The 23,854-nt window shown below is 62.6% G+C and carries 24 protein-coding genes; 13 read left to right on the top strand and 11 right to left on the bottom strand.

Going from position 1 to position 23,854, the window contains the following annotated elements; genetic code table 11:
• Positions 1-14 precede the first annotated feature (14 nt).
• Positions 15-692 carry a response regulator transcription factor gene (locus HX869_RS00705; protein ID WP_178902598.1) on the top strand — a complete coding sequence of 226 codons (678 nt, stop codon included), beginning with the start codon at positions 15-17 and terminating at the stop codon, positions 690-692.
• Entirely contained in the window at positions 689-2,035 is a 1,347-nt protein-coding gene (locus tag HX869_RS00710; RefSeq protein WP_023659245.1) for an ATP-binding protein, read from the top strand. The genes HX869_RS00705 and HX869_RS00710 overlap by 4 nt, the downstream gene beginning before the upstream one ends.
• Before the next feature lie 129 nt (positions 2,036-2,164).
• Here the strand turns inward: HX869_RS00710 and HX869_RS00715 are convergent, their stop codons facing one another.
• Positions 2,165-3,163, bottom strand: a complete 999-nt coding sequence (locus HX869_RS00715) for an AraC family transcriptional regulator (protein WP_003214223.1) — start codon at positions 3,161-3,163, stop codon at positions 2,165-2,167.
• 337 nt (positions 3,164-3,500) lie between these two features.
• Between HX869_RS00715 and HX869_RS00720 the strand changes: the two genes are divergently transcribed.
• Positions 3,501-4,835: a dicarboxylate/amino acid:cation symporter gene (locus HX869_RS00720; RefSeq protein ID WP_008435307.1), complete on the top strand. Its 1,335-nt coding sequence runs from the start codon at positions 3,501-3,503 to the stop codon at positions 4,833-4,835.
• 149 nt (positions 4,836-4,984) lie between these two features.
• Positions 4,985-6,166, top strand: coding sequence for a CaiB/BaiF CoA-transferase family protein (locus HX869_RS00725; protein WP_177019555.1), 1,182 nt, complete (start codon positions 4,985-4,987; stop codon positions 6,164-6,166).
• Between the two features lie 123 nt (positions 6,167-6,289).
• Here the strand turns inward: HX869_RS00725 and HX869_RS00730 are convergent, their stop codons facing one another.
• Both HX869_RS00730 and HX869_RS00735 read right to left on the bottom strand, forming a co-directional pair.
• Entirely contained in the window at positions 6,290-6,784 is a 495-nt protein-coding gene (locus tag HX869_RS00730) for a SprT family zinc-dependent metalloprotease (protein WP_178902599.1), read from the bottom strand.
• 128 nt (positions 6,785-6,912) lie between these two features.
• On the bottom strand, positions 6,913-7,515 hold the full coding sequence (locus HX869_RS00735; RefSeq protein ID WP_004371402.1) for a Yip1 family protein: 603 nt from the start codon (positions 7,513-7,515) through the stop codon (positions 6,913-6,915).
• A gap of 362 nt (positions 7,516-7,877) precedes the next feature.
• Here HX869_RS00735 and ttcA point away from each other — a divergent pair, with 362 nt between their 5' ends.
• Both ttcA and HX869_RS00745 read left to right on the top strand, forming a co-directional pair.
• Positions 7,878-8,702, top strand: a complete 825-nt coding sequence (gene ttcA, locus HX869_RS00740) for a tRNA 2-thiocytidine(32) synthetase TtcA (RefSeq protein ID WP_008435321.1) — start codon at positions 7,878-7,880, stop codon at positions 8,700-8,702.
• Between the two features lie 67 nt (positions 8,703-8,769).
• Entirely contained in the window at positions 8,770-9,441 is a 672-nt protein-coding gene (locus HX869_RS00745; RefSeq protein ID WP_004371396.1) for a DNA-3-methyladenine glycosylase I, read from the top strand.
• A gap of 107 nt (positions 9,442-9,548) precedes the next feature.
• Here HX869_RS00745 and HX869_RS00750 read toward each other — a convergent pair whose 3' ends face one another.
• From HX869_RS00750 to arsC, 3 genes are read right to left on the bottom strand one after another with little or no spacing between them, the layout of a single operon-like run.
• The gene (locus HX869_RS00750; protein ID WP_177019556.1) at positions 9,549-9,968 is read right to left on the bottom strand and encodes a DUF2069 domain-containing protein; all 420 of its coding nucleotides are present in this window, start codon (positions 9,966-9,968) and stop codon (positions 9,549-9,551) included.
• Positions 9,952-10,566 (bottom strand): NAD(P)H:quinone oxidoreductase, encoded by a 615-nt coding sequence (gene wrbA, locus HX869_RS00755; protein ID WP_004371390.1) that lies wholly within the window; start codon positions 10,564-10,566, stop codon positions 9,952-9,954. The genes HX869_RS00750 and wrbA overlap by 17 nt, the downstream gene beginning before the upstream one ends.
• On the bottom strand, positions 10,563-10,916 hold the full coding sequence (gene arsC, locus HX869_RS00760) for an arsenate reductase (glutaredoxin) (protein WP_004371385.1): 354 nt from the start codon (positions 10,914-10,916) through the stop codon (positions 10,563-10,565). Before arsC ends, wrbA begins: the two co-directional genes overlap by 4 nt.
• Positions 10,917-11,031: 115 nt before the next feature.
• Here arsC and HX869_RS00765 point away from each other — a divergent pair, with 115 nt between their 5' ends.
• A complete protein-coding gene (locus HX869_RS00765; protein WP_004371382.1) occupies positions 11,032-11,493 on the top strand; it encodes a TlpA disulfide reductase family protein in 462 nt (153 codons plus the stop codon).
• A gap of 118 nt (positions 11,494-11,611) precedes the next feature.
• Here the strand turns inward: HX869_RS00765 and HX869_RS00770 are convergent, their stop codons facing one another.
• The 4 genes from HX869_RS00770 to HX869_RS00785 form a co-directional block, all read right to left on the bottom strand.
• The gene (locus HX869_RS00770; protein ID WP_004371380.1) at positions 11,612-12,016 is read right to left on the bottom strand and encodes an META domain-containing protein; all 405 of its coding nucleotides are present in this window, start codon (positions 12,014-12,016) and stop codon (positions 11,612-11,614) included.
• A complete protein-coding gene (locus tag HX869_RS00775) occupies positions 12,013-12,453 on the bottom strand; it encodes a hypothetical protein (RefSeq protein WP_178902600.1) in 441 nt (146 codons plus the stop codon). The genes HX869_RS00770 and HX869_RS00775 overlap by 4 nt, the downstream gene beginning before the upstream one ends.
• Before the next feature lie 71 nt (positions 12,454-12,524).
• Positions 12,525-13,514 (bottom strand): 2-hydroxyacid dehydrogenase, encoded by a 990-nt coding sequence (locus HX869_RS00780; protein ID WP_178902601.1) that lies wholly within the window; start codon positions 13,512-13,514, stop codon positions 12,525-12,527.
• Positions 13,515-13,745: 231 nt separating this feature from the next.
• Entirely contained in the window at positions 13,746-16,499 is a 2,754-nt protein-coding gene (locus tag HX869_RS00785) for a response regulator (RefSeq protein WP_008434994.1), read from the bottom strand.
• Between the two features lie 205 nt (positions 16,500-16,704).
• Between HX869_RS00785 and HX869_RS00790 the strand changes: the two genes are divergently transcribed.
• Together HX869_RS00790 and HX869_RS00795 are read left to right on the top strand one after the other, a co-directional pair.
• The gene (locus HX869_RS00790) at positions 16,705-17,433 is read left to right on the top strand and encodes a response regulator transcription factor (protein ID WP_178902602.1); all 729 of its coding nucleotides are present in this window, start codon (positions 16,705-16,707) and stop codon (positions 17,431-17,433) included.
• Positions 17,420-18,790 carry a sensor histidine kinase gene (locus HX869_RS00795; RefSeq protein WP_008434990.1) on the top strand — a complete coding sequence of 457 codons (1,371 nt, stop codon included), beginning with the start codon at positions 17,420-17,422 and terminating at the stop codon, positions 18,788-18,790. The genes HX869_RS00790 and HX869_RS00795 overlap by 14 nt, the downstream gene beginning before the upstream one ends.
• A gap of 3 nt (positions 18,791-18,793) precedes the next feature.
• On the opposite strand, the gene HX869_RS00800 is transcribed toward HX869_RS00795, so the two are convergent.
• Positions 18,794-19,309: a DUF2062 domain-containing protein gene (locus HX869_RS00800; RefSeq protein ID WP_004371367.1), complete on the bottom strand. Its 516-nt coding sequence runs from the start codon at positions 19,307-19,309 to the stop codon at positions 18,794-18,796.
• A gap of 147 nt (positions 19,310-19,456) precedes the next feature.
• Between HX869_RS00800 and HX869_RS00805 the strand changes: the two genes are divergently transcribed.
• From HX869_RS00805 to lpxK, 4 genes are read left to right on the top strand one after another with little or no spacing between them, the layout of a single operon-like run.
• Positions 19,457-21,748: a DNA internalization-related competence protein ComEC/Rec2 gene (locus HX869_RS00805; protein WP_178902603.1), complete on the top strand. Its 2,292-nt coding sequence runs from the start codon at positions 19,457-19,459 to the stop codon at positions 21,746-21,748.
• A gap of 31 nt (positions 21,749-21,779) precedes the next feature.
• Positions 21,780-22,415 (top strand): MotA/TolQ/ExbB proton channel family protein, encoded by a 636-nt coding sequence (locus tag HX869_RS00810; RefSeq protein ID WP_004371363.1) that lies wholly within the window; start codon positions 21,780-21,782, stop codon positions 22,413-22,415.
• Positions 22,412-22,840 carry a biopolymer transporter ExbD gene (locus tag HX869_RS00815; protein WP_004371361.1) on the top strand — a complete coding sequence of 143 codons (429 nt, stop codon included), beginning with the start codon at positions 22,412-22,414 and terminating at the stop codon, positions 22,838-22,840. Before HX869_RS00810 ends, HX869_RS00815 begins: the two co-directional genes overlap by 4 nt.
• Entirely contained in the window at positions 22,840-23,850 is a 1,011-nt protein-coding gene (lpxK, locus tag HX869_RS00820; RefSeq protein WP_178902604.1) for a tetraacyldisaccharide 4'-kinase, read from the top strand. The genes HX869_RS00815 and lpxK overlap by 1 nt, the downstream gene beginning before the upstream one ends.
• Positions 23,851-23,854: the final 4 nt, after the last annotated feature.

A 23,854-nucleotide genomic window follows, 5' to 3' on the forward strand; every position in this document is an offset into this window, starting at 1 on the left:
CCTTGGAGAGCTTTATGAAATTGCTGGTTGTCGAAGATGAGGCGTTGCTGCGCCATCACCTGTTGACCCGCCTTACCGACAGCGGTCACGTGGTCGAGGCCGTCGCCAATGCCGAAGAGGCGCTGTACCAGACCGGGCAATTCAACCACGACCTGGCGATCATCGATTTGGGCCTGCCCGGCATGGGCGGCCTGGACCTGATCCGCCAATTGCGCGCCCAGACCAAGACCTTCCCGATCCTGATCCTGACCGCCCGTGGCAACTGGCAGGACAAGGTTGAAGGCCTGGCAGCGGGTGCCGACGACTACGTGGTCAAGCCGTTCCAGTTCGAAGAGCTGGAAGCGCGGATGAACGCACTGTTGCGCCGCTCCAGCGGTTTCACCCAATCCACCATCGTCGCCGGGCCGTTGCTGCTGGACCTCAATCGCAAGCAGGCGTCCCTCGACGAACAGCCACTGGCGCTGACCGCCTACGAATACCGCATCCTCGAATACCTGATGCGGCATCACCAGCAAGTGGTCGCCAAGGACCGCCTGATGGAACAGCTCTACCCCGATGACGACGAGCGTGATCCGAACGTGATCGAAGTGCTGGTGGGCCGCCTGCGCCGCAAGCTGGAAGGCCCGGCGGGTTTCAAACCGATCGACACCGTGCGTGGCCTGGGCTACCTGTTCAATGAGCGCTGCCGTTGATTCGCTCGCTACGTGTACGTTTGATGCTCGCGGCCACCATCCTGGCCGTGCTGTTTATGCTGGCCTTGTTGCCGGCCATGCAGGGCGCCTTCAGCCTGGCCCTGCAGGACTCCATCGAGCAGCGCCTGGCGTCGGATGTCACGACGCTGATTTCGGCTGCCCGGGTTGAAAACAATCGCCTGCTGATGCCCGCGCAGCTGCCGGACGAGCGTTTCAACCTCACCGACAGCCGCCTGCTGGGCTACATCTATGACCGCGAAGGCCATTTGGTCTGGCGGTCGCGCGCCACCCAGGAAGAAAACATCAACTACAAGCCGCGCTATGACGGGCGCGGCAACGAGTTTGCGCGGATCCGCGAGGCCAACGGCCAGGAATTTTTTGTCTATGACGTCGAGGTCAAGCTGCTGGGCGGCAAGAGCGCGGCGTTCAGTATCGTCGCCCTGCAACCGGTGCGTGAATACCAACTGACCCTCGAAGGCCTGCGGGAAAACCTCTACCTGGGCTTCGGCGCCGCCTTGCTGGTGCTGCTGACCCTGTTGTGGCTGGGCCTGACCTGGGGCCTGCAGGCGCTGCGCCGGCTGAGCCAGGAACTGGATGAAATCGAAGGCGGTACCCGGGAAAGCCTCAGCGAGCAACACCCGCGCGAGCTGCTGCGCCTGACCGGCTCCCTGAACCGGTTGCTCCACAGCGAGCGGGAGCAACGCACCCGTTACCGCGATTCCCTGGATGACCTGGCCCACAGCCTGAAAACCCCGTTGGCGGTGCTGCAAGGCGTGAGTGAAGACATGGCCCAGCGCCCCGAAGATCGGGACCAGGCCTGGGTACTGCAATCGCAGATCGAACGCATGAGCCAGCAGATCAGCTACCAATTGCAGCGCGCCAGCCTGCGTAAAAGCGGCCTGGTGCGCCACCAGGTGCGGCTGGAGCCGGTGCTGCAAAGCCTGTGCGACACGCTGGACAAGGTTTATCGCGATAAGGGCGTGAAGGTCGCCTTTGAACTGCCGGACGAATGCGACGTGCCGATCGAGAAGGGCGCCTTGCTGGAACTGCTCGGCAACCTGCTGGAGAACGCCTATCGCCTGTGCCTGAGCGAAGTGCGCATCACCTTGCAGGAAAGCCTGGAGGGCACCGAGTTGTGCATCGAAGACGATGGCCCCGGCGTGCCGCCGGACCAGCGTGCGCGCATCCTGCAGCGGGGCGAGCGGCTCGACCGCCAGCATCCGGGGCAGGGGATTGGCCTGGCGGTGGTCAAGGACATCATTGAAAGCTATGGCGCCCGGCTGACCCTTGGGGATTCACCGCTGGGTGGGGCTGCGTTCAAGATTCACTTCCCGGCCGTGTGATCTTTATTGGCTGTGCCGGCCTCTTCGCGAGCAAGCCCGCTCCCACATTCGATGGCATTCCCAAGGTGGAACTCGGTCAAATGTGGGAGCGGGCTTGCTCGCGAAGAGGCCAGTCGTACCAATACACACCTAGGTTTCTTGTGCTCTATAGGCCCCCGGCGTCAACCCGGTCCACTTCTTGAACGCCCGATGAAACGCCGACGGTTCGGAAAACCCCAGCTGCTCGGCGATTTCCTGCAACGACAAATCCGCCCGCCCCAAATGATAGATCGCAATGTCCCGGCGCAACTCATCCTTGAGCGCCTGAAAGCTGGTGCCTTCCTCCCGCAAATGCCGACGCAGGGTCTGCGGGCTGATATGCAGGTGCTGGGCGACGGCTTCGAGGTCGGGCCAGGGCGTGCGGTCGCGGCTCAATAAGCGGCGCAACTGGCTGCTAAGGCTGTCGCCTTCATCCGGCCGCGACAGCAGGTCGGCCGGGGAGCGTTCGAGGAAATGCTTGAGGGTGCGCTCGTCCTGCAACAACGGCAGGCTCAGGTAGCGGCTGGGGAACACCAGGCTGCTGGTGGGCGCTGCGAATACCTGCGGGCAGGGGAACAGCAAGTCGTACTCACCGGCGTGGGGCGGCGTCGGGTAGCTGAAGGTGGCCTGGTGCAGGCGGATGCGCTGGCCAATCAGCCAACTGCCGAGACGGTGCCAGATCACCAGCAGGCATTCGCTGAGGAAGTGATCCGGGTCCCAGAGCTGCGAATCGTCCAGGCTCAGGCGGGCCATTTCTCCTTCACGTGTCAGACGCCAGCGCGGACCCTGCGGGAATAGGCTATAAAATAATAAGCCGCGTTCCAGAGCCTTCTCCAGGGTGCGGCAGTGAATCAGCGCGTGGCACATCATGGCGAAAGTGCCGCGCTTGCTCGGGCCTTCGGCGAAGCCCAGGTATTCGTCATCCAGCGCCAGCCACAGCATTTGCAACAACTGGGTGAATTGCTCGGGGGCGATGCGGGCGCGGGGCTCGCTCAGCAGTTCCGCAGTGATGCCGACCTGCTGCAGCAGGCCCGAATAATCGTAGCCGGCCCGGCGAGCACCGCCGAGAGCGGCTCGGGCGTAGTGACTGGCGATGGTTCGTTCACGCATGAGGGGCCTCGTCCATTGAGTGGCGGATGTTAGCCACCCCGGGCGGGTGCAACAAGGCGGATATCCGCCAAATTGTAGGACGAGATCAGGCGAGCAGGCGGAAATCCGCCACTGTCTGTAGGCATAACCTTAAGCTGGAAATCGCCCGAGCGCTGATGTCTAAAGGCCTTCAGGGAGTTTCAGCAGAAGTGGCACGACGCTTGCGATACAGAGCGCAGGGAGACCGCCTCGAGCAGGCTCTCAAACAACAAATCCCTCCAGTGCAGGAGGGTTCGCAATTCAAGTGTCGTGGGCAATGGCGGATATTTGCCACACGGGACGATTGAGGAACTTTGCAATGACGACTCGTCAGCCACTGTACAAATCCCTGTATTTCCAGGTGATCGTTGCAATCGTTATCGGTATTTTGCTCGGTCACTTCTACCCGCAGACCGGCGTGGCCCTCAAGCCACTGGGTGACGGCTTTATCAAGCTGATCAAAATGGTCATCGCCCCGATCATCTTCTGCACCGTTGTCAGCGGCATCGCTGGCATGCAAAGCATGAAATCGGTCGGCAAGACCGGCGGCTACGCGCTGCTGTACTTCGAAATCGTCTCCACCATCGCCCTGCTGATCGGCCTGGTCGTGGTCAACGTCGTGCAACCGGGCGCCGGCATGCATATCGACGTGGCTACCCTGGACGCCTCCAAAGTCGCGGCCTACGTGACTGCCGGTGCCGACCAGAGCATCGTTGGCTTCCTGCTGAACGTGATCCCGAACACCATCGTTGGCGCGTTCGCTACCGGTGACATCCTGCAAGTGCTGATGTTCTCGGTGATCTTCGGTTTCGCCCTGCACCGCCTGGGTGCCTACGGCAAGCCGGTGCTGGACTTCATCGATCGTTTCGCCCACGTGATGTTCAACATCATCAACATGATCATGAAGCTCGCGCCACTCGGTGCCCTGGGCGCCATGGCGTTCACCATCGGTGCCTACGGCGTAGGTTCGCTGGTGCAGCTCGGTCAGCTGATGATCTGCTTCTACATCACCTGCATCCTGTTCGTGGTGCTGGTGCTGGGCGCCATCTGCCGCGCACACGGCTTCAGCGTCCTGAAACTGATCCGCTACATCCGTGAAGAACTGCTGATCGTACTGGGTACTTCCTCGTCCGAATCCGCACTGCCACGCATGCTGATCAAGATGGAACGTCTGGGCGCCAAGAAGTCGGTAGTCGGCCTGGTTATCCCGACTGGCTACTCCTTCAACCTGGACGGTACTTCGATCTACCTGACCATGGCTGCCGTGTTCATCGCCCAGGCGACTGACACCCACATGGACATCACCCACCAGATCACCCTGTTGCTGGTACTGCTGCTGTCGTCCAAGGGCGCTGCTGGCGTGACGGGTAGTGGTTTCATCGTACTGGCCGCTACCCTATCGGCTGTTGGCCACCTGCCGGTTGCCGGCCTGGCGCTGATCCTGGGTATCGACCGCTTCATGTCCGAAGCCCGCGCACTGACCAACCTGGTTGGCAACGCTGTTGCAACCCTGGTTGTGGCCAAGTGGGTCAAGGAACTGGACGAAGACAAGCTGAAAGTCGAACTGGCTTCCGGTGGTCGCGGTATCTCCGACACCCGTGAAGAAGACGACCTGGGCGTGGCCGAAGGCCCGGCTCCAACCGCCGTCAAGTAAGGCTGCAGCGTTTGTGAAAAACCCATCTTCGGATGGGTTTTTTTATGCCTTCGGGAAGCATCAGTCACTTCGGATGATGGTTTATGTGATTGCCGCCGACCGCCGGGTTTGCCTACTCTGTGGCCAATCGAATCGGAATCGGAGTCCGCATGTCAGGTCCCTTGGCGTCCCTCAAAGTACTGGATTTCTCCACCTTGCTGCCGGGGCCGTTCGCCTCGTTGCTGCTGGCCGACATGGGCGCCGAGGTGTTGCGCATCGAATCCCCCACACGCATGGACCTGCTGCGAGTACTGCCGCCCCATGACCAGGGCGTGTCGGCCAGCCATGCCTATCTGAACCGCAACAAACGCAGCCTGGCCCTGGACCTCAAGCAGGCCGAGGCGGTGGCGATCGTGCGGCAACTGGTGGCGGACTACGACATCGTCCTCGAGCAGTTCCGCCCCGGGGTCATGGAGCGCCTGGGCCTGGGTTACGAGGCGTTGAAGGCGATCAACCCAAAGCTGATCTACGTCTCCATCACCGGCTACGGCCAGACCGGCCCCTACAAGGATCGCGCCGGCCATGACATCAATTATCTGGCCCTGGCAGGCATTGCCAGTTACACCGGGCGCCAGGACAGCGGGCCGTTGCCCTTGGGTGTGCAGTTGGCGGATGTGGGGGGCGGCTCGTTGCACGCGGTGATCGGTTTGCTGGCGGCGGTGATTGCCCGGCAGCACAGTGGGGTGGGGCAATACCTGGACGTGAGCATGACCGACTGCGCCTTCAGCCTGAATGCCATGGCCGGCGCCGGTTACCTGGCGTGCGGCGTGGAGCCGGCGTGGGAGAACCAGGTGCTCAATGGCGGCAGTTTCTATGACTATTACCGATCGCGGGAAGGACGCTGGTTGTCGGTGGGCAGTCTGGAGCCGGCGTTTATGCAGCAGCTGTGTACGGCCCTTGGCCGCCCTGAATTGGCGGCAATGGGCCTATCGCCCAAACCCGAGCAGCAGAAAGCCCTCAAGCTGGCGCTGCAGGTCGAGTTCGAGAAACGCAGCTTTGATGAGCTGTGTGAGCTGTTTGCCGGGATTGATGCGTGTGTCGAGCCGGTGCTGAATCTGAGCGAGGCCGTTGAACACCCGCAGTTGAAAGCCCGGGAGCTGGTCAGCCAGGTGCCGCGGGGCGATGGTTCCAGCCAGGCGCAAATGGCCTGCCCGCTGAAGTTTTCCGAGGGCTTGCCGGCGGCCAGGCACATAGGCGCGGCGGTGGGCGCTCACAGCGATGAGGTGTTGGCGGAGTTGGGATTCAGTGCTCAGCAGATAGATGATCTGCGGCGTGCCAAGGTGATTCAGTAGCGCCTGGGCCGGCCCCTTCGCGAGCAAGCCCGCTCCCACATTCAACCGAGTTCCATCGTTGGAATGCGATCAAATGTGGGAGCGGGCTTGCTCGCGAAGAGGGCCATACAAGCACCACAAACCTCACTCGACGCGGCTTTCCCCGGTAAACACCAAAGTCTGCCGGCACCTGCGGCACAAATACCGCCGCCCCTGGCCCACCAACCCGTGACGCTGGGGCGAAAACGGGAAGTCACTGTCGGCACACGGACAGCGGTAGATATACCGCGTGACGCGCCGCCGCTGGATTTCATAGGTGTGGCAGCGGTCCGGCGGCAGTTCGTAAACCCCACGCATGATCAACTGCCATTCCTCGCCATGGGGCTGGATGCGCTCGCCGAACAATTGGTGGGCAATCAGGTGCGCCACTTCATGGGCGACTGTCTGTTTAAGGAAGTGTTGGCTGTTTTCACGGTACAGCTGCGGGTTGAAGCGCAGCAGGTTCTCGTGCAAATGCGCGACACCGGCCTTCTGGCCCCGCAGCTTGAGGCTGACCTGGGGGCGTTTGAAGCTTCGTTTGAAAAAGGATTCGGCTTGCAGGAAACAATCTTCGACGCGGGTATTGAGTTGCTCGGGCATGCTGTACATATCTCCAGAGATGTCCAGTATGCCGCAAACAAGGGTGTATCCGAATCTGTCAGGCGCCGAATGGTCATGCATAACGCACAAAGCCACCTTGCGGTGGCTTTTCCTGCGGGTAAACCGCGTCAGTTGGTGTAGATCGGGCCTACGCCCAGCCCCCAGACGATCACGGTAAAGGCCATGATCGCCACCAGCACCACCAGGCCTACCGCCAGTACCGAGCTGGAAAACAGGAAGCCCTCGTCCGGGTGGATGTTCATGAAGGTCGGCAGCCCCACGTACAGCAGATACACCGTGTAGCAAATGGCCGCCGTGCCCACCACCATGCCCAGCCACATATGCGGGTACAGCGCCGCCAGCCCGCCGATAAACAGCGGTGTCGCGGTGTAGGTGGCAAACGCCACGCAGCGCGCCATGCTGGGGTTGGCGTCATAGGTGCGGGCCATCCAGTGAATGAACGCGCCCATCACCGCCACGCCGCCGAGCATCGCCGCGTAGGACATGAGGGTCATCCACAACGCGCTTTCCACCGTCAGCATCACCGGGGCGCGGCTGCCGATGACCCAACCCACCTGAGTGGTACCGATAAAGGCTGAGACAGCGGGGATGGCCGCGAGAATCAGCGTGTGGGTGAGGTACATGTGGCCGATGCTTTCTTCTTTATCGCCACGAATTTCCCGCCATTCCTGATCGGGGTGGGTGAAAAGTCCCACGACGTGATGGATCATGCCAGTCACTCCTGTCGTTATTACCATCGCCCCCCAGCGGAGCGCCCACGGGCCAATTGGCCTGAAAGGTCTGGATATATGTGCGACCTTATGTCGCAGTATAGGAAGTGATGACCGGAAAAAGTGTGGGGCTTTAGAGCAAATTGCGCTGTAAACATTGGGCTTAATCGCGGCGGGGTCTGTTGATTGGAATGCGGTCAACTGTGGGGGCGGGCTTGCTCGCGAATGCGGTGGGTCAGCTAAACACCTGGCGAATGACACTTCGCGTTCGCGAGCAAGCCCTCTCCCACATTGGAACTCGGTCGTCCATCCCGGTAAAATACCCGGCTTTTCGTCACACACCTTTCGCGGATCCAAGCGCCATGGGCACTCTTACGGTCAACCAGAACAAACTGCAAAAACGCCTGCGTCGCCTGGCCGGCGAGGCAGTCGCCGATTTCAATATGATCGAAGAGGGCGACAAGGTCATGGTCTGCCTGTCCGGCGGCAAGGACAGCTACACCATGCTCGACGTGCTGATGCACCTGCAAAAGGTCGCGCCGATCAAGTTCGACATCGTCGCCGTGAACATGGACCAGAAGCAGCCGGGTTTTCCCGAGCATGTGCTGCCGGCCTACCTCAAGGAATTGGGGATCGAGTACCACATCGTCGAGAAAGACACCTATTCGGTGGTCAAGGAGCTGGTCCCGGAAGGCAAGACCACCTGCTCGCTGTGCTCGCGCCTGCGCCGTGGCACGCTCTATACGTTTGCCGACGAAATCGGCGCGACCAAGATGGCCCTGGGTCATCACCGCGATGACATCGTCGAAACCTTCTTCCTCAACATGTTCTTCAACGGCAGCCTCAAGGCCATGCCGCCCAAGCTGCGGGCCGATGACGGGCGCAACGTGGTGATCCGCCCACTGGCGTACTGCCATGAGAAGGACATCCAGGCCTACTCCGACCTCAAGCAATTCCCGATCATCCCGTGCAACCTCTGCGGCTCCCAGGAAAACCTGCAGCGCCAGGTGGTCAAGGACATGCTCCAGGATTGGGACCGCAAGACCCCGGGCCGCGTCGACAGCATCTTCCGCAGCTTGCAGAACGTGCAGCCGTCGCAGTTGGCTGACCGTAACCTGTTCGACTTCACCAGCCTGCGTATCGACGAAAGTGCGGCGTCGCGCTTCGTCAACGTAGTGAACCTCTGAGTGTTTTCACCGCTCTGACAGACGGCGCTCCTGGGCGCCGTTTTCATTTCAATCCTTAGGAGAGGGCATGCGCGATTACAAGTGGCTGCACGAATATTGTCTGAACCGGTTTGGTTCGGCGGCCGAGTTGGAAGCCCACCTGCCTGTGCCCCTGACCCCGGCGAAACTGCGCAAGATCAGCGATGACCGCTACCTGTCGACCTTGTCGCTGCGGGTGTTTCGCGCCGGCCTGAAGCACAGCGTGGTGGACGCCAAGTGGCCGGCCTTCGAGCAGGTGTTCTTTGGGTTTGACCCGGAAAAAGTCGTACTCATGGGCGCCGAGCACCTGGAGCGGCTGATGCAGGACACGCGCATCATCCGTCACCTGGGCAAGCTCAAGAGCGTGCCGCGCAATGCGCAGATGATTCTGGATATCGAGAAGGAAAAAGGCAGCTTCGGCGGGTTTATTGCCGACTGGCCGGTGACCGATATCGTCGGCCTGTGGAAGTACCTGAGCAAGCACGGCCACCAGTTGGGCGGGCTGTCGGCGCCGCGCTTTTTACGGATGGTGGGCAAGGACACGTTCGTGCCGAGCTATGACGTGGTAGCGGCGCTGAATGCGCAGAAGATCGTCGACAAGGTGCCCACCAGCCTGCGGGACCTGGCCACGGTGCAGGGCGCATTCAACCAGTGGCATGCCGAGAGCGGGCGGCCGATGTGCCAGTTGTCGATGATGCTGGCTTACACCGTGAATCATTGATACCGGGTTGATGCCATCGCAGGTAAGCCAGCTCCCACACTTGGAATGCATTCCTCTATGGGAGCTGGCTTGCCTGCGATAGCGGCAGGTCAGGCACTACAAAAGCATCAGGCAGGCAATCCTTCCCCCGCCAACCGCCGATTCAGCTGATGCCGGTACCGCACATACATCAACGCCGTGCAGAACACCGCCAGGCTCGCCAGCATCTCGAGCACACCAAACCACTGCCGGTTCGGGTCATAGGCCGCCAGCGCGCCCTTGATGAAATACAGGTTCACCACAAAGCACATCCATGAATGCCCGCGCGCGCTGCCCAGGATCATCCCCGGCGCCAGCAACAGCAGCGGCACCAATTCGATCAGCAGAATCACCCACGGCCGCGCGCCATGCAGATCGGCGAACGCCAGGTAGTAGGCACACAGCAGCCCCACCAATCCCAGGAACGCCAGCAGGCTCAACGCCCGCATCGCCTTGACCCGTGGCTCCAGCCAGGCCTGGGGCGGCAGTAGCTTAGGCTTCCTGGCCACGGCCGTTCTCCAGTAGCGCAGCGGTCTTCGCCAGGCGCAGGCCGAGTGCGCGGCACAGGGCGATCTCGTGTTGATCCAGTGCGCGCTTGCCGTCGGCACCGGAATGGTGGCTGGCGCCATAAGGCGTACCACCGCCCTTGGTGTCGAGCAGCGCCTGTTCACTGTAGGGCAGTCCGGTGATCAGCATGCCGTGGTGCAGCAGCGGCAGCAGCATCGACATCAGTGTGGTCTCCTGGCCGCCGTGCAGGCTGGCGGTGGAGGTGAACACACCTGCCGGCTTGCCGACCAGGGCGCCGGTCAGCCACAGGTTGCTGGTGCCGTCGAGAAAGTACTTGAGCGGCGCGGCCATGTTGCCGAAACGGGTCGGGCTGCCCAGCGCCAGGCCTGCGCAGTTCTTCAGGTCGTCGAGGCTGCAGTACAGCGGGCCGTCGACCGGAATGTCCGGCGCCACGGCCTCGCATTCACTGGAGATGGCCGGCACGGTGCGCAGCCGCGCCTCAAGCCCGGCTTGCTCGATGCCCCGGGCAATCTGCCGGGCCATTTCGCTGACTGAACCGTTGCGGCTGTAATACAACACCAGCACATACGGCGCACTCACGAAACCAGCTCCAGGATGTTCTCCGGTGGGCGGCCGATCACGGCCTTGTCGGCGGTGGCGAGGATCGGACGCTCCATCAGTTTCGGATGAGCGGCGATGGCAGCGATCAACTGTGCTTCGCTGAGGCTGGTGTCAGCCAGGTTGAGGGTTTTATATTCGTCCTCGCCGGTACGCAGCAGTTGCCGCGCGCTGATGTTCAGCTTGCCCAGCAGGGCCTGCAATTGCGCGGCGTCGAGCGGGGTTTCCAGGTAGCGCACCACCGTCGGTGTGAGGCCACGGGCTTCCAGCAGTTCGAGCGCACCGCGGGATTTCGAGCAGCGCGGGTTGTGATAAAGCGTCAGATCGGTCATGTGCGGGTCGCATCTTGCGTAAGGTGGCGGGTATTCTACCCGCGCTGCGCCGCGTCCTTAAACCATGAGAGGCGATAGGCCGCAGCCAACGTTCATTTTTACGAAGGATTACCCCATGACGAGGCGACTGTTAGGCGCATTGGCAATCATCGGCACACTGCTGCTCAGCGGCTGTGGCAATGATTATGGCGTTGACCAATATGGTCAGAAAGTGGCCGCCGAACGCCTGGACAAGCAATGGCTGGTGGTTAACTACTGGGCCGAATGGTGTGGCCCGTGCCGTACCGAAATCCCGGAACTCAACGCCTTGGCCGAACAGCTCAAGGGCCAGTCGGTGGGGGTGTTCGGGGTGAATTTCGACAACGTCCAGGGTGAAGAGCTCAAGAGCGCCAGCGAGAAGCTGGGCATCAAGTTCACCGTACTGGCGCAGAACCCGGACGGGATCTTCGACATTCCCCGCAGTGAAGCCCTGCCGGTGACCTACATCATTGATGACAAGGGCAAGGTGCGCGAGCAACTGATGGGTGAGCAGACGGCGGAAGGGGTGTTGGCCAAGCTCAAGGCGTTGCGCGGATAAAAAATGTGGGAGCGGGCTTGCTCGCGAATGCGGTGTGACAGTCACCGGATACATCGACTGATCCACCGCTTTCGCGAGCAAGCCCGCTCCCACATTTAGACCTGCTGCGCCTTACAGATCAGCCTTCTTCCAGCCACAACCGCAACGGCTTGCCATCCGCCGGCCAGAAGCGGGTCTGTTCGATCGGCGAAATGTCCCAGCGCTGCACGCCCTGCAGGGCCTGGAAGAAGCGGTGCTCCTGCTCCATCAGCGCTTCGGCGCAGAGTTTGCGGGTGCTGCCGACCTTGCCGAAGCTCAGCTTGTCGCCGTCCAGGGTGTAGGGCGCAAACCAATGGTTGCAGCCACCATTGCCATAGGCCCGGCCATCGGCACCGAGGGTCACGGTCAGGTGGGCGTAATCCATCAGCGGCCGCTCACCGATCCATTCCACCACGTAGCTGTGATCCTGCTTGAGCTTGACCTCGTCGCTGGCGCAGCCCGCCAGGCCTGCACCCAGCACGGCCAGCATCAGCAGGGCTTTCATTGCGCGGCCTGCTGGCATTTCGGGCAGCGGTGCTTGTCACCCAGGGTGGCCCAGCCCAACTCGGTAACCCGTGCAGTGGCGGCCGGTTGCAGCGGCTCCTTGGTCAGCTTGGTTTCCACCGCGAATTCAAACTCCAGCACGTTGTCGCAGCTGTCGCAGTTGACCTTCCAGGTGTGAATCTCCAGTTCGCCGAATTTCGGCCCCTGGGCCATGGCGACCCACTGGCCCGCCGGGCGGATGGAGTAGCGCGCATCGCCTTCGACGGTCAGGCGCATCGACAGGGTTTTGCTGCCGCGCAGGGTGACGATCAGAACGTCGCCGTTCTTGATCGAGCCACCGTTGCCGGTGACTTGATAACGGCCCGGCACCAGGGCCCGGCATTCGATCAGGGTGTGATGCGGGCTCAGCAAGCTGAAGCGGAAATCGTGTTCGGCCATGGATCCTCCAAATAGGCGCGGCATCCTATCATGCGCCGCTACCCATCATGGCGCGGCTATGTGACCGCTGATCATCCTTCGACGAGGTTTTGCGCCTGCCCGCCAGCCCACGCCGCGATGTTGGCCAGGGTGGTGCCGGCAATCGCCCCCAGCGCCTCGTGGGTCAGGAAGGCCTGATGCGCGGTGATGATCACATTGGGGAAGGTCAGCAGGCGCGCCAATACGTCGTCTTGCAGGGGCAGGTCCGAGCGGTCTTCGAAAAACAGCTGGGCCTCTTCTTCATACACATCCAGCCCCAGATAGCCGAGCTGGCCGTCCTTGAGCGCGTCGATCAGCGCCGGGGTGTCCACCAGGCCGCCGCGCCCGGTGTTGATGAGCATCGCGCCGGGCTGCATATGGGCGAGGCTTTGGGCGTTGATCAGGTGTTTGCTGTCCGCCGTCAGCGGGCAATGCAGGCTGATGACCTGTGACTCGCCCAGCAACTGCGGCAGGCTCACATACCGGGCGCCAAGGGCCTCGACCTGCGGATTGGGGTAGGGGTCGTAGGCCAGCAGTTGGCAGCCGAACCCGGCCATGATCTTGGCGAATGTGGCGCCGATCTGCCCGGTGCCGACCACGCCGACGGTCTTGCCCACCAGGTCGAACCCGGTCAGGCCGTGCAGGCTGAAGTCACCGTCGCGGGTACGGTTGTAGGCGCGGTGCAGGCGGCGATTGAGGGCCAGGATCAACGCGACCGCATGTTCGGCCACCGCATGGGGCGAGTAGGCCGGCACCCGCACGATGGTCAGGCCCAGGCGCTTGGCGGCGGGCAGGTCGACATGGTTGTAGCCGGCGGAACGCAGGGCGATCAGGCGGGTGCCGCCGCTGGCCAACTGCTCCAGCACCGGGGCGCTGAGGTCATCGTTGATAAAGGCGCAGACCACTTCGTGGTGTTCGGCCAGGGCCACGGTGTCGAGGTTCAGCCGGGCCGGCTGGAATTGCAGCTGCATGCCTTCGGGCAGCGGTTGGGCGAGAAAGCTGTCGCGGTCGTAGGTCTGGCTGCTGAAGAGGATGATGCGCATCAAATATTCCTTCTTGATGATGGAAAGCTGATTTTGTGGCGAGGGGGCTTGTCTGTGGTGAGTGAGCTTGTTGTGGGGAGAGAGCTTGCTGTGGCGAGGGAGCTTGCTCCCGCTGGGCTGCGCAGCGGCCCCAAAATCCTGGGAGCGCTTCGCACTCCAGCGGGAGCAAGCTCCCTCGCCACAGCAAGCTCCTCACCCCAGCAAGCTGCTTCGCCACATTGCCCCGAAAGTTTACGCGCTGACTCGCGCCTCGCTGGCCAGCCGGGCAATCGCCATGTCCAGTTCATCCAGGGCCGGCATGGCCTTGGCGTCGTCCTGCTTGAGCAGGGTCTCGGCCCGTTGGCAGGCCGCACGCAGTTGCGGCACGCCGCAATACCGGGTGGCGCCGTGCAGGCGGTGCACCCGTTCGATCAGGGCGTTGCGGTCATTGGCGTCACGGGCGACGCGAATCGCTTCACGGTCCGCTTCCAGCGAGGCCAGCAGCATCGCGAGCATGTCTGCCGCCAGATCCGCCTTGCCGGCCGCCAGGCGCAAACCTTCTTCATGGTCCAGCACCGGCAATTGCGTGGCATGCCCGAAACTTTCGGTGCCACGGTCCGGGCCCTGGTTGCGCAGGGCCAGCCCGGTCCATTTCAACACCACCTGGGCCAGTTGCCGTTCGCTGATGGGTTTGGTCAGGTAATCATCCATGCCGCTTTGCAGCAGGGCGCGTTTTTCGTTGGCCATCGCATGGGCCGTCAGCGCGACGATGGGCAGCGGTGTGCCATGGCGTTCGCTTTCCCACGTGCGGATTGCCTCGGTGCTCTGGCGACCGTCCATCCCCGGCATCTGCACGTCCATCAGCACCAGGTCGAAGGCTTCCTGCTTCACTGCCTCGATGGCCGAGTAACCGCTTTCCACCGCCTGGACCTTGGCGCCCATGTCTTCCAGCAGGGTTTGCACCAGCAGCAGGTTGGCCGGGTTGTCGTCGACACACAGCACCCGCGGCGCGCGGCTGGACAGGGGCTCGCCGGGTTCGCTGCGCAGCGGGCGCGGGCTGATCAGGTCGGCCAGGGCGCGACGCAGTTTGCGGGTGCACGCGGGCTTGGCCTGCAACTGGCTGTTGGGGTTGGGCACCGAGGGGTTGAACAGCAGCTGTTCGGTGGTCGGGCACAACACCAGTACCTTGCAGCCCAGGTGTTCGAGGTCCCACAGGTGCTGGTTCAAACGCTCCGGCGGAATGTCATTGGCGGTGATGCCCAGCACGGCCAGGTCAATCGCCTGTTCGGTCTGGTGGGCGCTGGTGATGCCGTTGGTCAGGCTTTCCAGGCTGTTGAACGGGGTGACTTCCAGGCCGCAGTCTTCCAGCTGATGTTGCAGGGCCTGGCGCGCCAGCTCGTGGTTTTCCAGCACCGCCACGCGCCGGCCCAGCAGCGGCGCGGAGGGCAGGTCTTCGATATCGTCACGGGTTTTCGGCAGGTTCAGGCTGATCCAGAATTCCGAGCCTTCTCCCGGCGTGCTGTCGACGCCGATCTCACCGCCCATCTGTTCGATCAGGCGCTTGGAAATCACCAGTCCAAGGCCGGTCCCGCCGGGTTGGCGTGACAGCGAATTGTCCGCCTGGCTGAACGCCTGGAACAGCGCCCGCACATCCTGGTTCGACAGGCCGATGCCGGTGTCCTGCACGCTGATGCGCAGTTGTACGCTGTCTTCCTGTTCGTCTTCAATCATGGCGCGGGCAACGATGGTGCCTTCGCGGGTGAACTTGATCGCGTTGCTCACCAGGTTCGTGAGGATCTGCTTGAGCCGCAGCGGGTCACCCACCAAGGCGAGCGGCGTGTCGCGGTAGACCAGGCTCACCAGCTCCAGCTGTTTGGCGTGGGCGGCCGGGGCGAGGATGGTCAGGGTGTCTTGCAGCAAGTCCCGCAGGTTGAACGGGATGCTGTCGAGCACCAGCTTGCCGGCCTCGATTTTCGAGAAGTCGAGGATTTCGTTGATGATGCCCAGCAGGTTATCGGCGGATTTTTCGATGGTGCCCAGGTAATCCAGTTGGCGCGGTGACAGTTCGCTTTTCTGCAACAAATGGGTGAAACCAAGGATGCCGTTCAACGGCGTGCGGATTTCATGGCTCATGTTGGCCAGAAACTCCGACTTGATGCGGCTGGCTTCCAGGGCTTCCTTGCGGGCCAGGTCCAACTCGATGTTCTGGATCTCGATGGTTTCGAGGTTTTGCCGCACGTCTTCGGTGGCCTGGTCGATGCTGTGTTGCAATTCTTCCTGGGCGTTTTGCAGGGTCTCGGCCATGCGGTTGATGCCCGAGGCCAGGTGATCCAGCTCCTGGCTACCCAGGGGTGGCAAGCGGGTTTCGAGATTGCCGTCCTTGAGTTGCGCGACGGCCTGTTTGATCAGGCCGATCGGTGAGTTGATCGTACGGCTGATGCGCAAGGCGAGGGCTGCCGTGCAGATCAGGCCGATGGCGATCAGCAGCAGGCTGGCGAACAGGCTGCGGTAGCCACGCAGCAACATGCCGTTGTGGGACAGTTCCAGCTCGACCCAGCCGAGCAGGCGGTCGGATTCATCCGGGATCAGTTCACCGGCGAGGTTGCGATGGCGGCCGAACACCGGCAGCAGATAACGGGTGGCGTCATTGCCGGTGCGCTGCAACAGGTGCGAACTGTTGCCGATGGGCGGCTGGTTGAGCATGGTCGGCCCGGCGTGGGCCAGGGGCGTGCGGTCGGGCCCGAGGAACGATACGGCGCGCACATCGGTTTGTTCCAGGGACTGGGTGGCGATGCGTTCCAGCAGGTCGGTGTTCCTGGTGCCGAGGGCCGGGGCCACCAGCGGCGCCAGTTGCTCGGCGATCATCTCGCCGCGTTGCAGCAACTGCGACTGCAACTCCGAAAGCTGCATCCAGGTGAAGTACCCGCCCAGCAGCAACGCCATCAGGCTGGTAGGCAATAAGGTCAGCAACAGTACGCGGCCTTTTATCCCCATTCTTTTAAGCACGCCACTCTCCTGCTACCACACTGTTGTCGAATTCCACGCAGGCATCCGGCCCGCGCCACCTGCGCAGTGTAGCCATTTGCGCGGCGGGGAATCTTGCAAAATTAATGACCTGAGGCAAACCTTGGGCCGCCGGACGCCCGGCGGCGGTTGCTCATGGGGGGGCAATCTTGAATAATCAGTCATTGAGAATGACTTGCAGACGCTAATGAATCCCGCAGCACTTGGCTTACCCAGTATCCTGGCGATTGAAGACGATCCTGTGCTTGGCGCCTATGTCCATGAGCAATTGGGCCTCTGTGGCTTCCAGGTGACCTGGTGCCAGAATGGCCAGCAGGGCCTGCAAATGGCCCGCGATCAGCGCTTCGACGTGGTGTTGATGGACATCCTGCTGCCGGGCATGGACGGGTTGTCGGTGCTCACGCATTTGCGCCAGAGCCATTCGATGCCGGTGATCCTGATGTCGGCCCTGGGGGCCGAAGCCGATCGCATCAGCGGTTTTCGCCTGGGGGCCGACGATTACCTGCCCAAGCCGTTCAGCATGGCCGAGTTGCGGGTGCGCATCGAAGCGATCCTGCGCCGGGTCGCCCTGGACCGGCGGCCGTTGCCGGCCCTGGCGGCGGTGCGCGGCGATGCCCGCAGCCTGCGTTTCGATGACGAGCTGTGTGATGTGTTTCACCGGGAGCAGTGGGCCGGCCTGACCCGCAGCGAATATCGCCTGTTGGAAACCCTGCACCGCAACGCCGAAGAAGTCCTCAGCAAAGCCTTCCTCTACCAGCATGTGTTCCAGCGCAGCTATGCGCCCCATGACCGCAGCCTGGACATGCACATCAGCCAGATTCGTCGCAAGCTCAAGGCTGTCGGCTACAGCGAGCGGGAAGTGCGCACGGTGTGGGGCAAGGGCTATGTGTTGAGCGGTCACGATGACGGGCTTTAAAGCCGCGTTCAAACGGCTGCCGGGCAAGCATTCGTTATTCTGGAAACTGGCCTGCCTGCTGATCGCGTTTTGCTTGCTGATGATCTGGCTCAGTTGGTCATGGGGCCGGTATATGGAAGAGCAGAATGCCTTTCTGTCCAGCGAGGCCCGCGCCACCCTGAGCGGTTATGCCGCTGGCGCGGAACTGGCCTGGAACAAGGGCGGCAACGCCGGTGTGGACGAATGGTTGCACACCCTGGGCCAGCGCGAGCGCACCTGGGTGGGGGTCATCGGCAACGACCTGCAATCCCTGAGCAGCTACCCACTGACGGACAAGGAGAGCCAGCGCCTGACCTTCCTGCGCGGCCTGGACTGGCCCGTCAGCCGGCATGCCAAGGGCCTGCCGTGGTTGAAAATCCCGTTCCCGCTCGACCCGGGTGCGGGCTCCCTGGTGATCGAGTTGCCGCGGCGTTTCATGCCCGGGCAAAACCAGCTGTTCTGGCGGATCGTCACCAATGGCGTGATTCCCGGCCTGTTCACCCTGCTGCTGTGCATCGGCCTCTACCGGCTGTTGATCATGCCTCTCAACCACCTGCGAGAGCAGGCCAACGCCTGGCGTGCCGATCAACTGGGCACCCGGCTTTCCCGCGACACCACCAGCCGCCAGGATGAACTGGGGGAATTGGGCCGCGCGTTTGACCAGATGTCTGAACGCCTGCAAGGCACCGTGGCCCTGCAACAGCAACTGCTGCGGGATTTGTCCCATGAGTTGCGCACACCGTTGAGCCGCCTGCGTGTGGCCAGTGACAGCGAGCAGGACCTGACCCAGCTGCGCGAGCGCCTCGGGAGGGAAATCGACGGCATGCAGCGCCTGGTGGACGACACCCTGCAACTGGCCTGGCTCGACACCGAACGCGCGCCGTTGCCCAAGGAAGACATCCAGGTGCAGGCGCTGTGGGACATGCTCCGGGAAAACGCCTGTTTTGAAAGTGGCTGGCCGGCTTCACGCTTGCAGTGCGAGCTGGGGGCCGACTGCTGGGTGCGCGGTCATCTGAACCTGCTGGCCCAGGCATTGGAGAACATCCTGCGCAATGCCATCCGGCACTCTGCGCAAGACGGAACGGTGCAATTGGGCGGGCAGCGTGAGGGGGATCACTGGCACTTGTGGCTGGAAGACCAGGGCGGCGGGATCGATGAGGTGGAGTTGGAGCGAATCTTTGCGCCATTCACCCGACTGGACGGCTCAAGGCCCGGCGACGGCGGCTTTGGCCTGGGCTTGAGCATTGCGCGCAACGCTGTGCAGCGTCAGGACGGCAGCCTGTGGGCGGAAAATACCGGCCAGGGTTTGCGTGTGCACATGCGCTTGCTGGCGCGCTAACGGTTACAACCTGCGCTGTTTGCGTTTTTTCCACTGGCGGGCCACCCACCAGCGCCAATAGCCCATGGTCAGGCAATAACCCAGCACCGCCATCACCAGCCCCAGTACTACCGAGCCCAGCAGGAACGGTTGCCACAGCGTCGACAACTGCCCGCTGATCCATTCCCAGGTCAGCTCGTCGGGCATGCTGCGGGGTGGCACATTCATCAGCCAGGCCCCGGTCATGTAGGTGCAGAAAAACACCGGCGGCATGGTAATCGGGTTGGTCAGCCAGACCAGGCTCACGGCAATCGGCATGTTGCCGCGCACGCTGATGGCGAGGACCGCTGCCAGCAGCATCTGCAAGGGAATGGGGATGAATGCCGCGAACAGGCCAACGGCCATGGCCCGCGCGACCGAGTGCCGATTGAGGTGCCAGAGATTCGGGTCATGCAGCAACTTGCCGAGAAAGCGTAAGGACTTGTGTTCCCGAATGCTGGTCGGATCGGGCATGTACCGTTTGAATAAGCGCCGTGGCATAAGGGGTCCAGGTCAGTTCGAGGGGCAAGTATGCCCGCATTCCACGAACGTGAAATTCAGACTTTGTGACAAATAATAATAGGCCACACCGCTAGCCCGGCTAAGACTCAATGGGTCGCTTTCAAGGAAAGATCCATGAGAACAGGGATGTTCGCACTCGCGCTGGGGCTGCTCGCCTTGCGTTTTTTACCCGCGTTGCCGTCCGGCGGCTGGCTGTTGCTGATGCCGGTGCTGGCCCTGATGCTGTTGCCTTTTCGTACCTATCCGCTGGGGTTTTTCCTGCTTGGCCTGGGCTGGGCATGCCTCAGCGCGCAGTGGGCGCTGGATGACCGGTTGGCCCCGCATCTGGATGGCCAGACCCGCTGGGTGGAAGGGCGTGTCAGCGGGTTACCGCAGCAGATGGGCGACGGTGTGCGCTTCGAACTGACCGACAGCCGGTCACGCAAGGACCTGCTTCCCAAGCGCATTCGCGTGTCCTGGCGCGGCGGCCCACCGGTTAAGAGCGGTGAGCGCTGGCGACTGGCGGTGACTCTCAAGCGTCCTTCCGGATTGCTCAATGCCGATGGCTTTGACTATGAAGCCTGGCTGCTGGCCCAGCGGATTGGCGCCACCGGCTCGGTCAAGGACGGCCAACTGCTGGCACCGCCACGACATGCCTGGCGCGACGGGATTCGCCAGCGGCTGCTGGCAGTGGATGCCCAGGGGCGAGAGGCGGGCCTGGCGGCGCTGGTGCTCGGCGATGGTTCCGGGTTGGCCGCCGAGGATTGGCGGGTCCTGCAAGCCACTGGCACCGTGCATTTACTGGTGATATCCGGGCAGCACATCGGCCTGCTGGCGGGGTTGATCTATGGCCTGGTCGCCGGGCTTGCGCGCTACGGGGGGTGGCCAAAACCTTTGCCGTGGCTGCCCTGGGCCTGCGGCCTGGCGTTTGCTGCGGCGCTGGGCTACGGCCTGCTGGCAGGTTTCGAGGTGCCGGTGCAACGGGCCTGCGTGATGGTGGGCCTGGTGTTGCTGTGGCGTCTGCGGTTTCGTCACCTGGGAATCTGGTGGCCGCTGTTGCTGGCGCTGGACGCGGTGCTGATCCTCGAACCGCTGGCCAGCCTGCAGCCGGGGTTCTGGTTGTCTTTTGCGGCTGTTGCGGTGCTGATTTTGGCGTTCAGTGGCCGATTGGGCCCCTGGCCCTTGTGGCAAGCCTGGACCCGCGCCCAATGGATGATTGCCATCGGCCTGTTTCCGCTGCTGCTGGTGCTCGGCCTGCCCATCAGCCTGAGCGGGCCGCTGGCCAACCTGGTTGCGGTGCCGTGGATCAGCCTGGTGGTGCTGCCCCTGGCCTTGCTGGGTACGGTGTTATTGCCGCTGCCTTATATAGGAGAGGGGTTGTTATGGCTGGCGGGCGGCACACTGGACGGGCTGTTCAAGGCCTTGGCGCTGCTGGCGCAGTACTTGCCGGCCTGGATACCGGCGCAAGTGCCCATTGGCTATTGGCTGGTGAGCCTGCTGGGGGCGGTGCTGTTATTGCTGCCCAAGGGCGTCCCGTTTCGGCTGCTGGGCTGGCCGATGTTGCTGCTGGCAGTGTTCCCGCCGCGGGAGTCGATACCTCATGGGCTGGTCGAGGTGGTGCAGCTGGATGTCGGCCAGGGGGTGGCGATCATCCTGCGTACCCGCAACCATGTACTGCTGTATGACGCCGGGCCGCGCTCCGGTGAGTTCGATCTTGGCGCGCGTGTCGTATTGCCTGCGTTGCGCAAGCTGGGGGTCGCAGAGCTGGACGTGATGCTGCTCAGTCATGCCGATGCCGATCATGCCGGCGGCGCGTTGGCCGTCGCCCATGGGTTGCCGGTCAAGCGTGTGGTGGGCGGTGAGACGGCACGGCTGCCGGCCTCGCTCGGTACCCAGGCGTGTGTCAGCGGCGAGCAGTGGGAGTGGGACGGCGTGAGGTTCGAGCTATGGCAATGGCCTGATGCGACGGACGGTAACCAGATGTCCTGCGTGTTGCGGGTGCAGGCCAATGGCGAGCGCTTGTTGCTGACCGGGGATATTGACCATGACGCCGAGCGGGCATTGCTGGCCACTCCCATGGGCGCTCCTGTCGATTGGCTGCAAGCGCCGCACCACGGCAGCCGCAGCTCGTCGTCATGGGCCTTTCTACAGCGCCTGGCACCCAAGGCCGTGTTGATTTCCCGGGGGCGCAGCAATGGGTTTGGCCACCCGCATCCACAGGTGCTGGAGCGTTACCAGGCCATGGGCAGCGCGATTTATGACAGTGCCGAGCAAGGCGCACTCCGCCTGCAACTGGGCACGTTCCAGCCGCCGCTGGCCGCGCGCAGCCAGCGGCGTTTCTGGCGCGAGCGCCCGCCGCAAAACAGCGTTACCAAAGAGCGGCCCCTGCGTCAGGATGCTCTGGGGCAGGCCAGCCCTTCCACCGGACCCTTATGGTAAAGTGGCGCACTTTTTCGAGGGGACATTCACTGTGTGGGAATTGGTCAAATCCGGCGGCTGGATGATGTTGCCGATCATTTTGAGTTCCATCGCCGCACTCGGCATCATCGCCGAACGCCTATGGACCCTGCGTGCCAGCCGTGTAACGCCTGACCACCTGCTGGGCCAGGTCTGGGGCTGGATCAAGAACAAGCAGCTCGACAAGACAAAACTCAAGGAACTGCGCGCCAACTCGCCCCTGGGTGAAATCCTCGCCGCCGGCCTCGCCAACTCCAAGCACGGTCGCGAGATCATGAAGGAGTGCATCGAAGAGGCCGCCGCCCGGGTCATCCATGAGCTGGAGCGCTACATCAATGCCCTGGGCACCATCGCCGCCATGGCACCGTTGCTCGGCCTGCTCGGTACGGTGCTGGGCATGATCGATATTTTCAGCTCATTCATGGGGTCGGGCATGACCACCAACGCCGCAGTGCTGGCCGGTGGTATTTCCAAGGCCTTGATCACCACGGCGGCGGGCCTGATGGTCGGTATTCCTTCGGTGTTCTTCCACCGTTTCCTGCAACGGCGCATCGACGAACTGGTGGTGGGCATGGAGCAGGAAGCCATCAAGCTGGTGGAAGTGGTACAGGGCGACCGTGACGTGGACCTGGTTGAGGGCAACGCGTGAAATTTCGTCGCAAGCAACGGGAAAACGTCGATATCAACCTGGCGTCGTTGATCGACGTGGTGTTTATCCTGCTGCTGTTTTTTGTCGTCACCACCACCTTTACCCGGGAAACCCAGCTGCGCGTCGACCTGCCGGAAGCCGTCAGCGGTTCGCCGGCGGAAGACCAGCAGGCCAAGCAACTGGACATCGCCATCAGCGCCGATGGCGTGTTCTCGGTGAATAACCAGTTGCTGGAGAAAAACGACCTGGCCAGCCTGATGGAAGCGCTGCAAAAAGAGTCTGGTGGGGACACTAACTTGCCACTGTCCATCAGCGCCGATGGCAACACCAAGCACCAGGCCGTCATCACGGCGATGGACGCTGCCGGCAAGCTCGGCTTCAGCCATTTGCGCATGACCACCGTCGAGGCGGCGAGCCAACCCTGATGGCCATGACTGATCGTTTGCTCAAGGCCTGGTACGAAGGCCATCCTGCACTTGCGTTATTGCAGCCGCTGGAATCCCTCTATCGCCGGGTGGTGCAGCGCAAGCGCGCACGGTTCCTGGCGGGCGAGGGCGAGATCTATCAGTCGCCGGTGCCGGTCGTGGTGGTAGGCAATATCACGGTGGGCGGCACCGGCAAGACGCCCATGATTCTCTGGCTGATCGACCGTTGCCAGCGCAGTGGTTTGCGCGTCGGTGTGGTCAGCCGCGGTTATGGCGCCAAGCCGCCACAGTTTCCATGGCGCGTAGAGGCCGATCAAACCGCTGCGGTGGCGGGGGACGAACCCTTGCTGATCGTGCAGCGCAGCGGCGTGCCGCTGATGATCGACCCCGACCGCAGCCGCGCCGTGAAGGCGCTGTTGGCCAGCGAAACCCTCGACCTGATCCTCTCCGACGACGGCCTGCAACATTACCGCCTGGCCCGTGATCTGGAACTGGTGTTGATTGACGCCGCCCGCGGGCTGGGTAACCGTCGCTGCCTGCCGGCGGGGCCGTTGCGTGAGCCGGTCGAGCGTTTGCAGAGCGTCGATGCGCTGCTTTACAACGGCGCAGGTTCTGACCGTGACGACGGCTTTGCCTTCCGTCTGTTGCCTGCCGCGCTGGTCAACCTGCATTCCGGCGAGCGTAAACCCGTCGAACACTTCGCGGTGGGGCAGCAGGTACATGCGGTGGCCGGCATCGGCAACCCGCAACGTTTCTTCAACACCCTTGAAACGCTACACTGGCGCCCAATACCCCATGCTTTTGCCGACCACGCGCCGTACAGCGCCGAGGTCTTGAATTTCACGCCGGCACTGCCGTTGGTCATGACTGAAAAGGACGCGGTGAAGTGCCGCGCCTTTGCCAGGCCCGACTGGTGGTACCTTGCGGTGGACGCGGCACCGTCACCGGCGTTTATCGCCTGGTTCGACACGCAGTTGATGCGCTTGCTGCCCGCTCGCCTTTTGCCTTAAAACG

It is taken from the genome of Pseudomonas sp. P7779, assembly GCF_013386315.1.
Lineage (GTDB): Bacteria > Pseudomonadota > Gammaproteobacteria > Pseudomonadales > Pseudomonadaceae > Aquipseudomonas.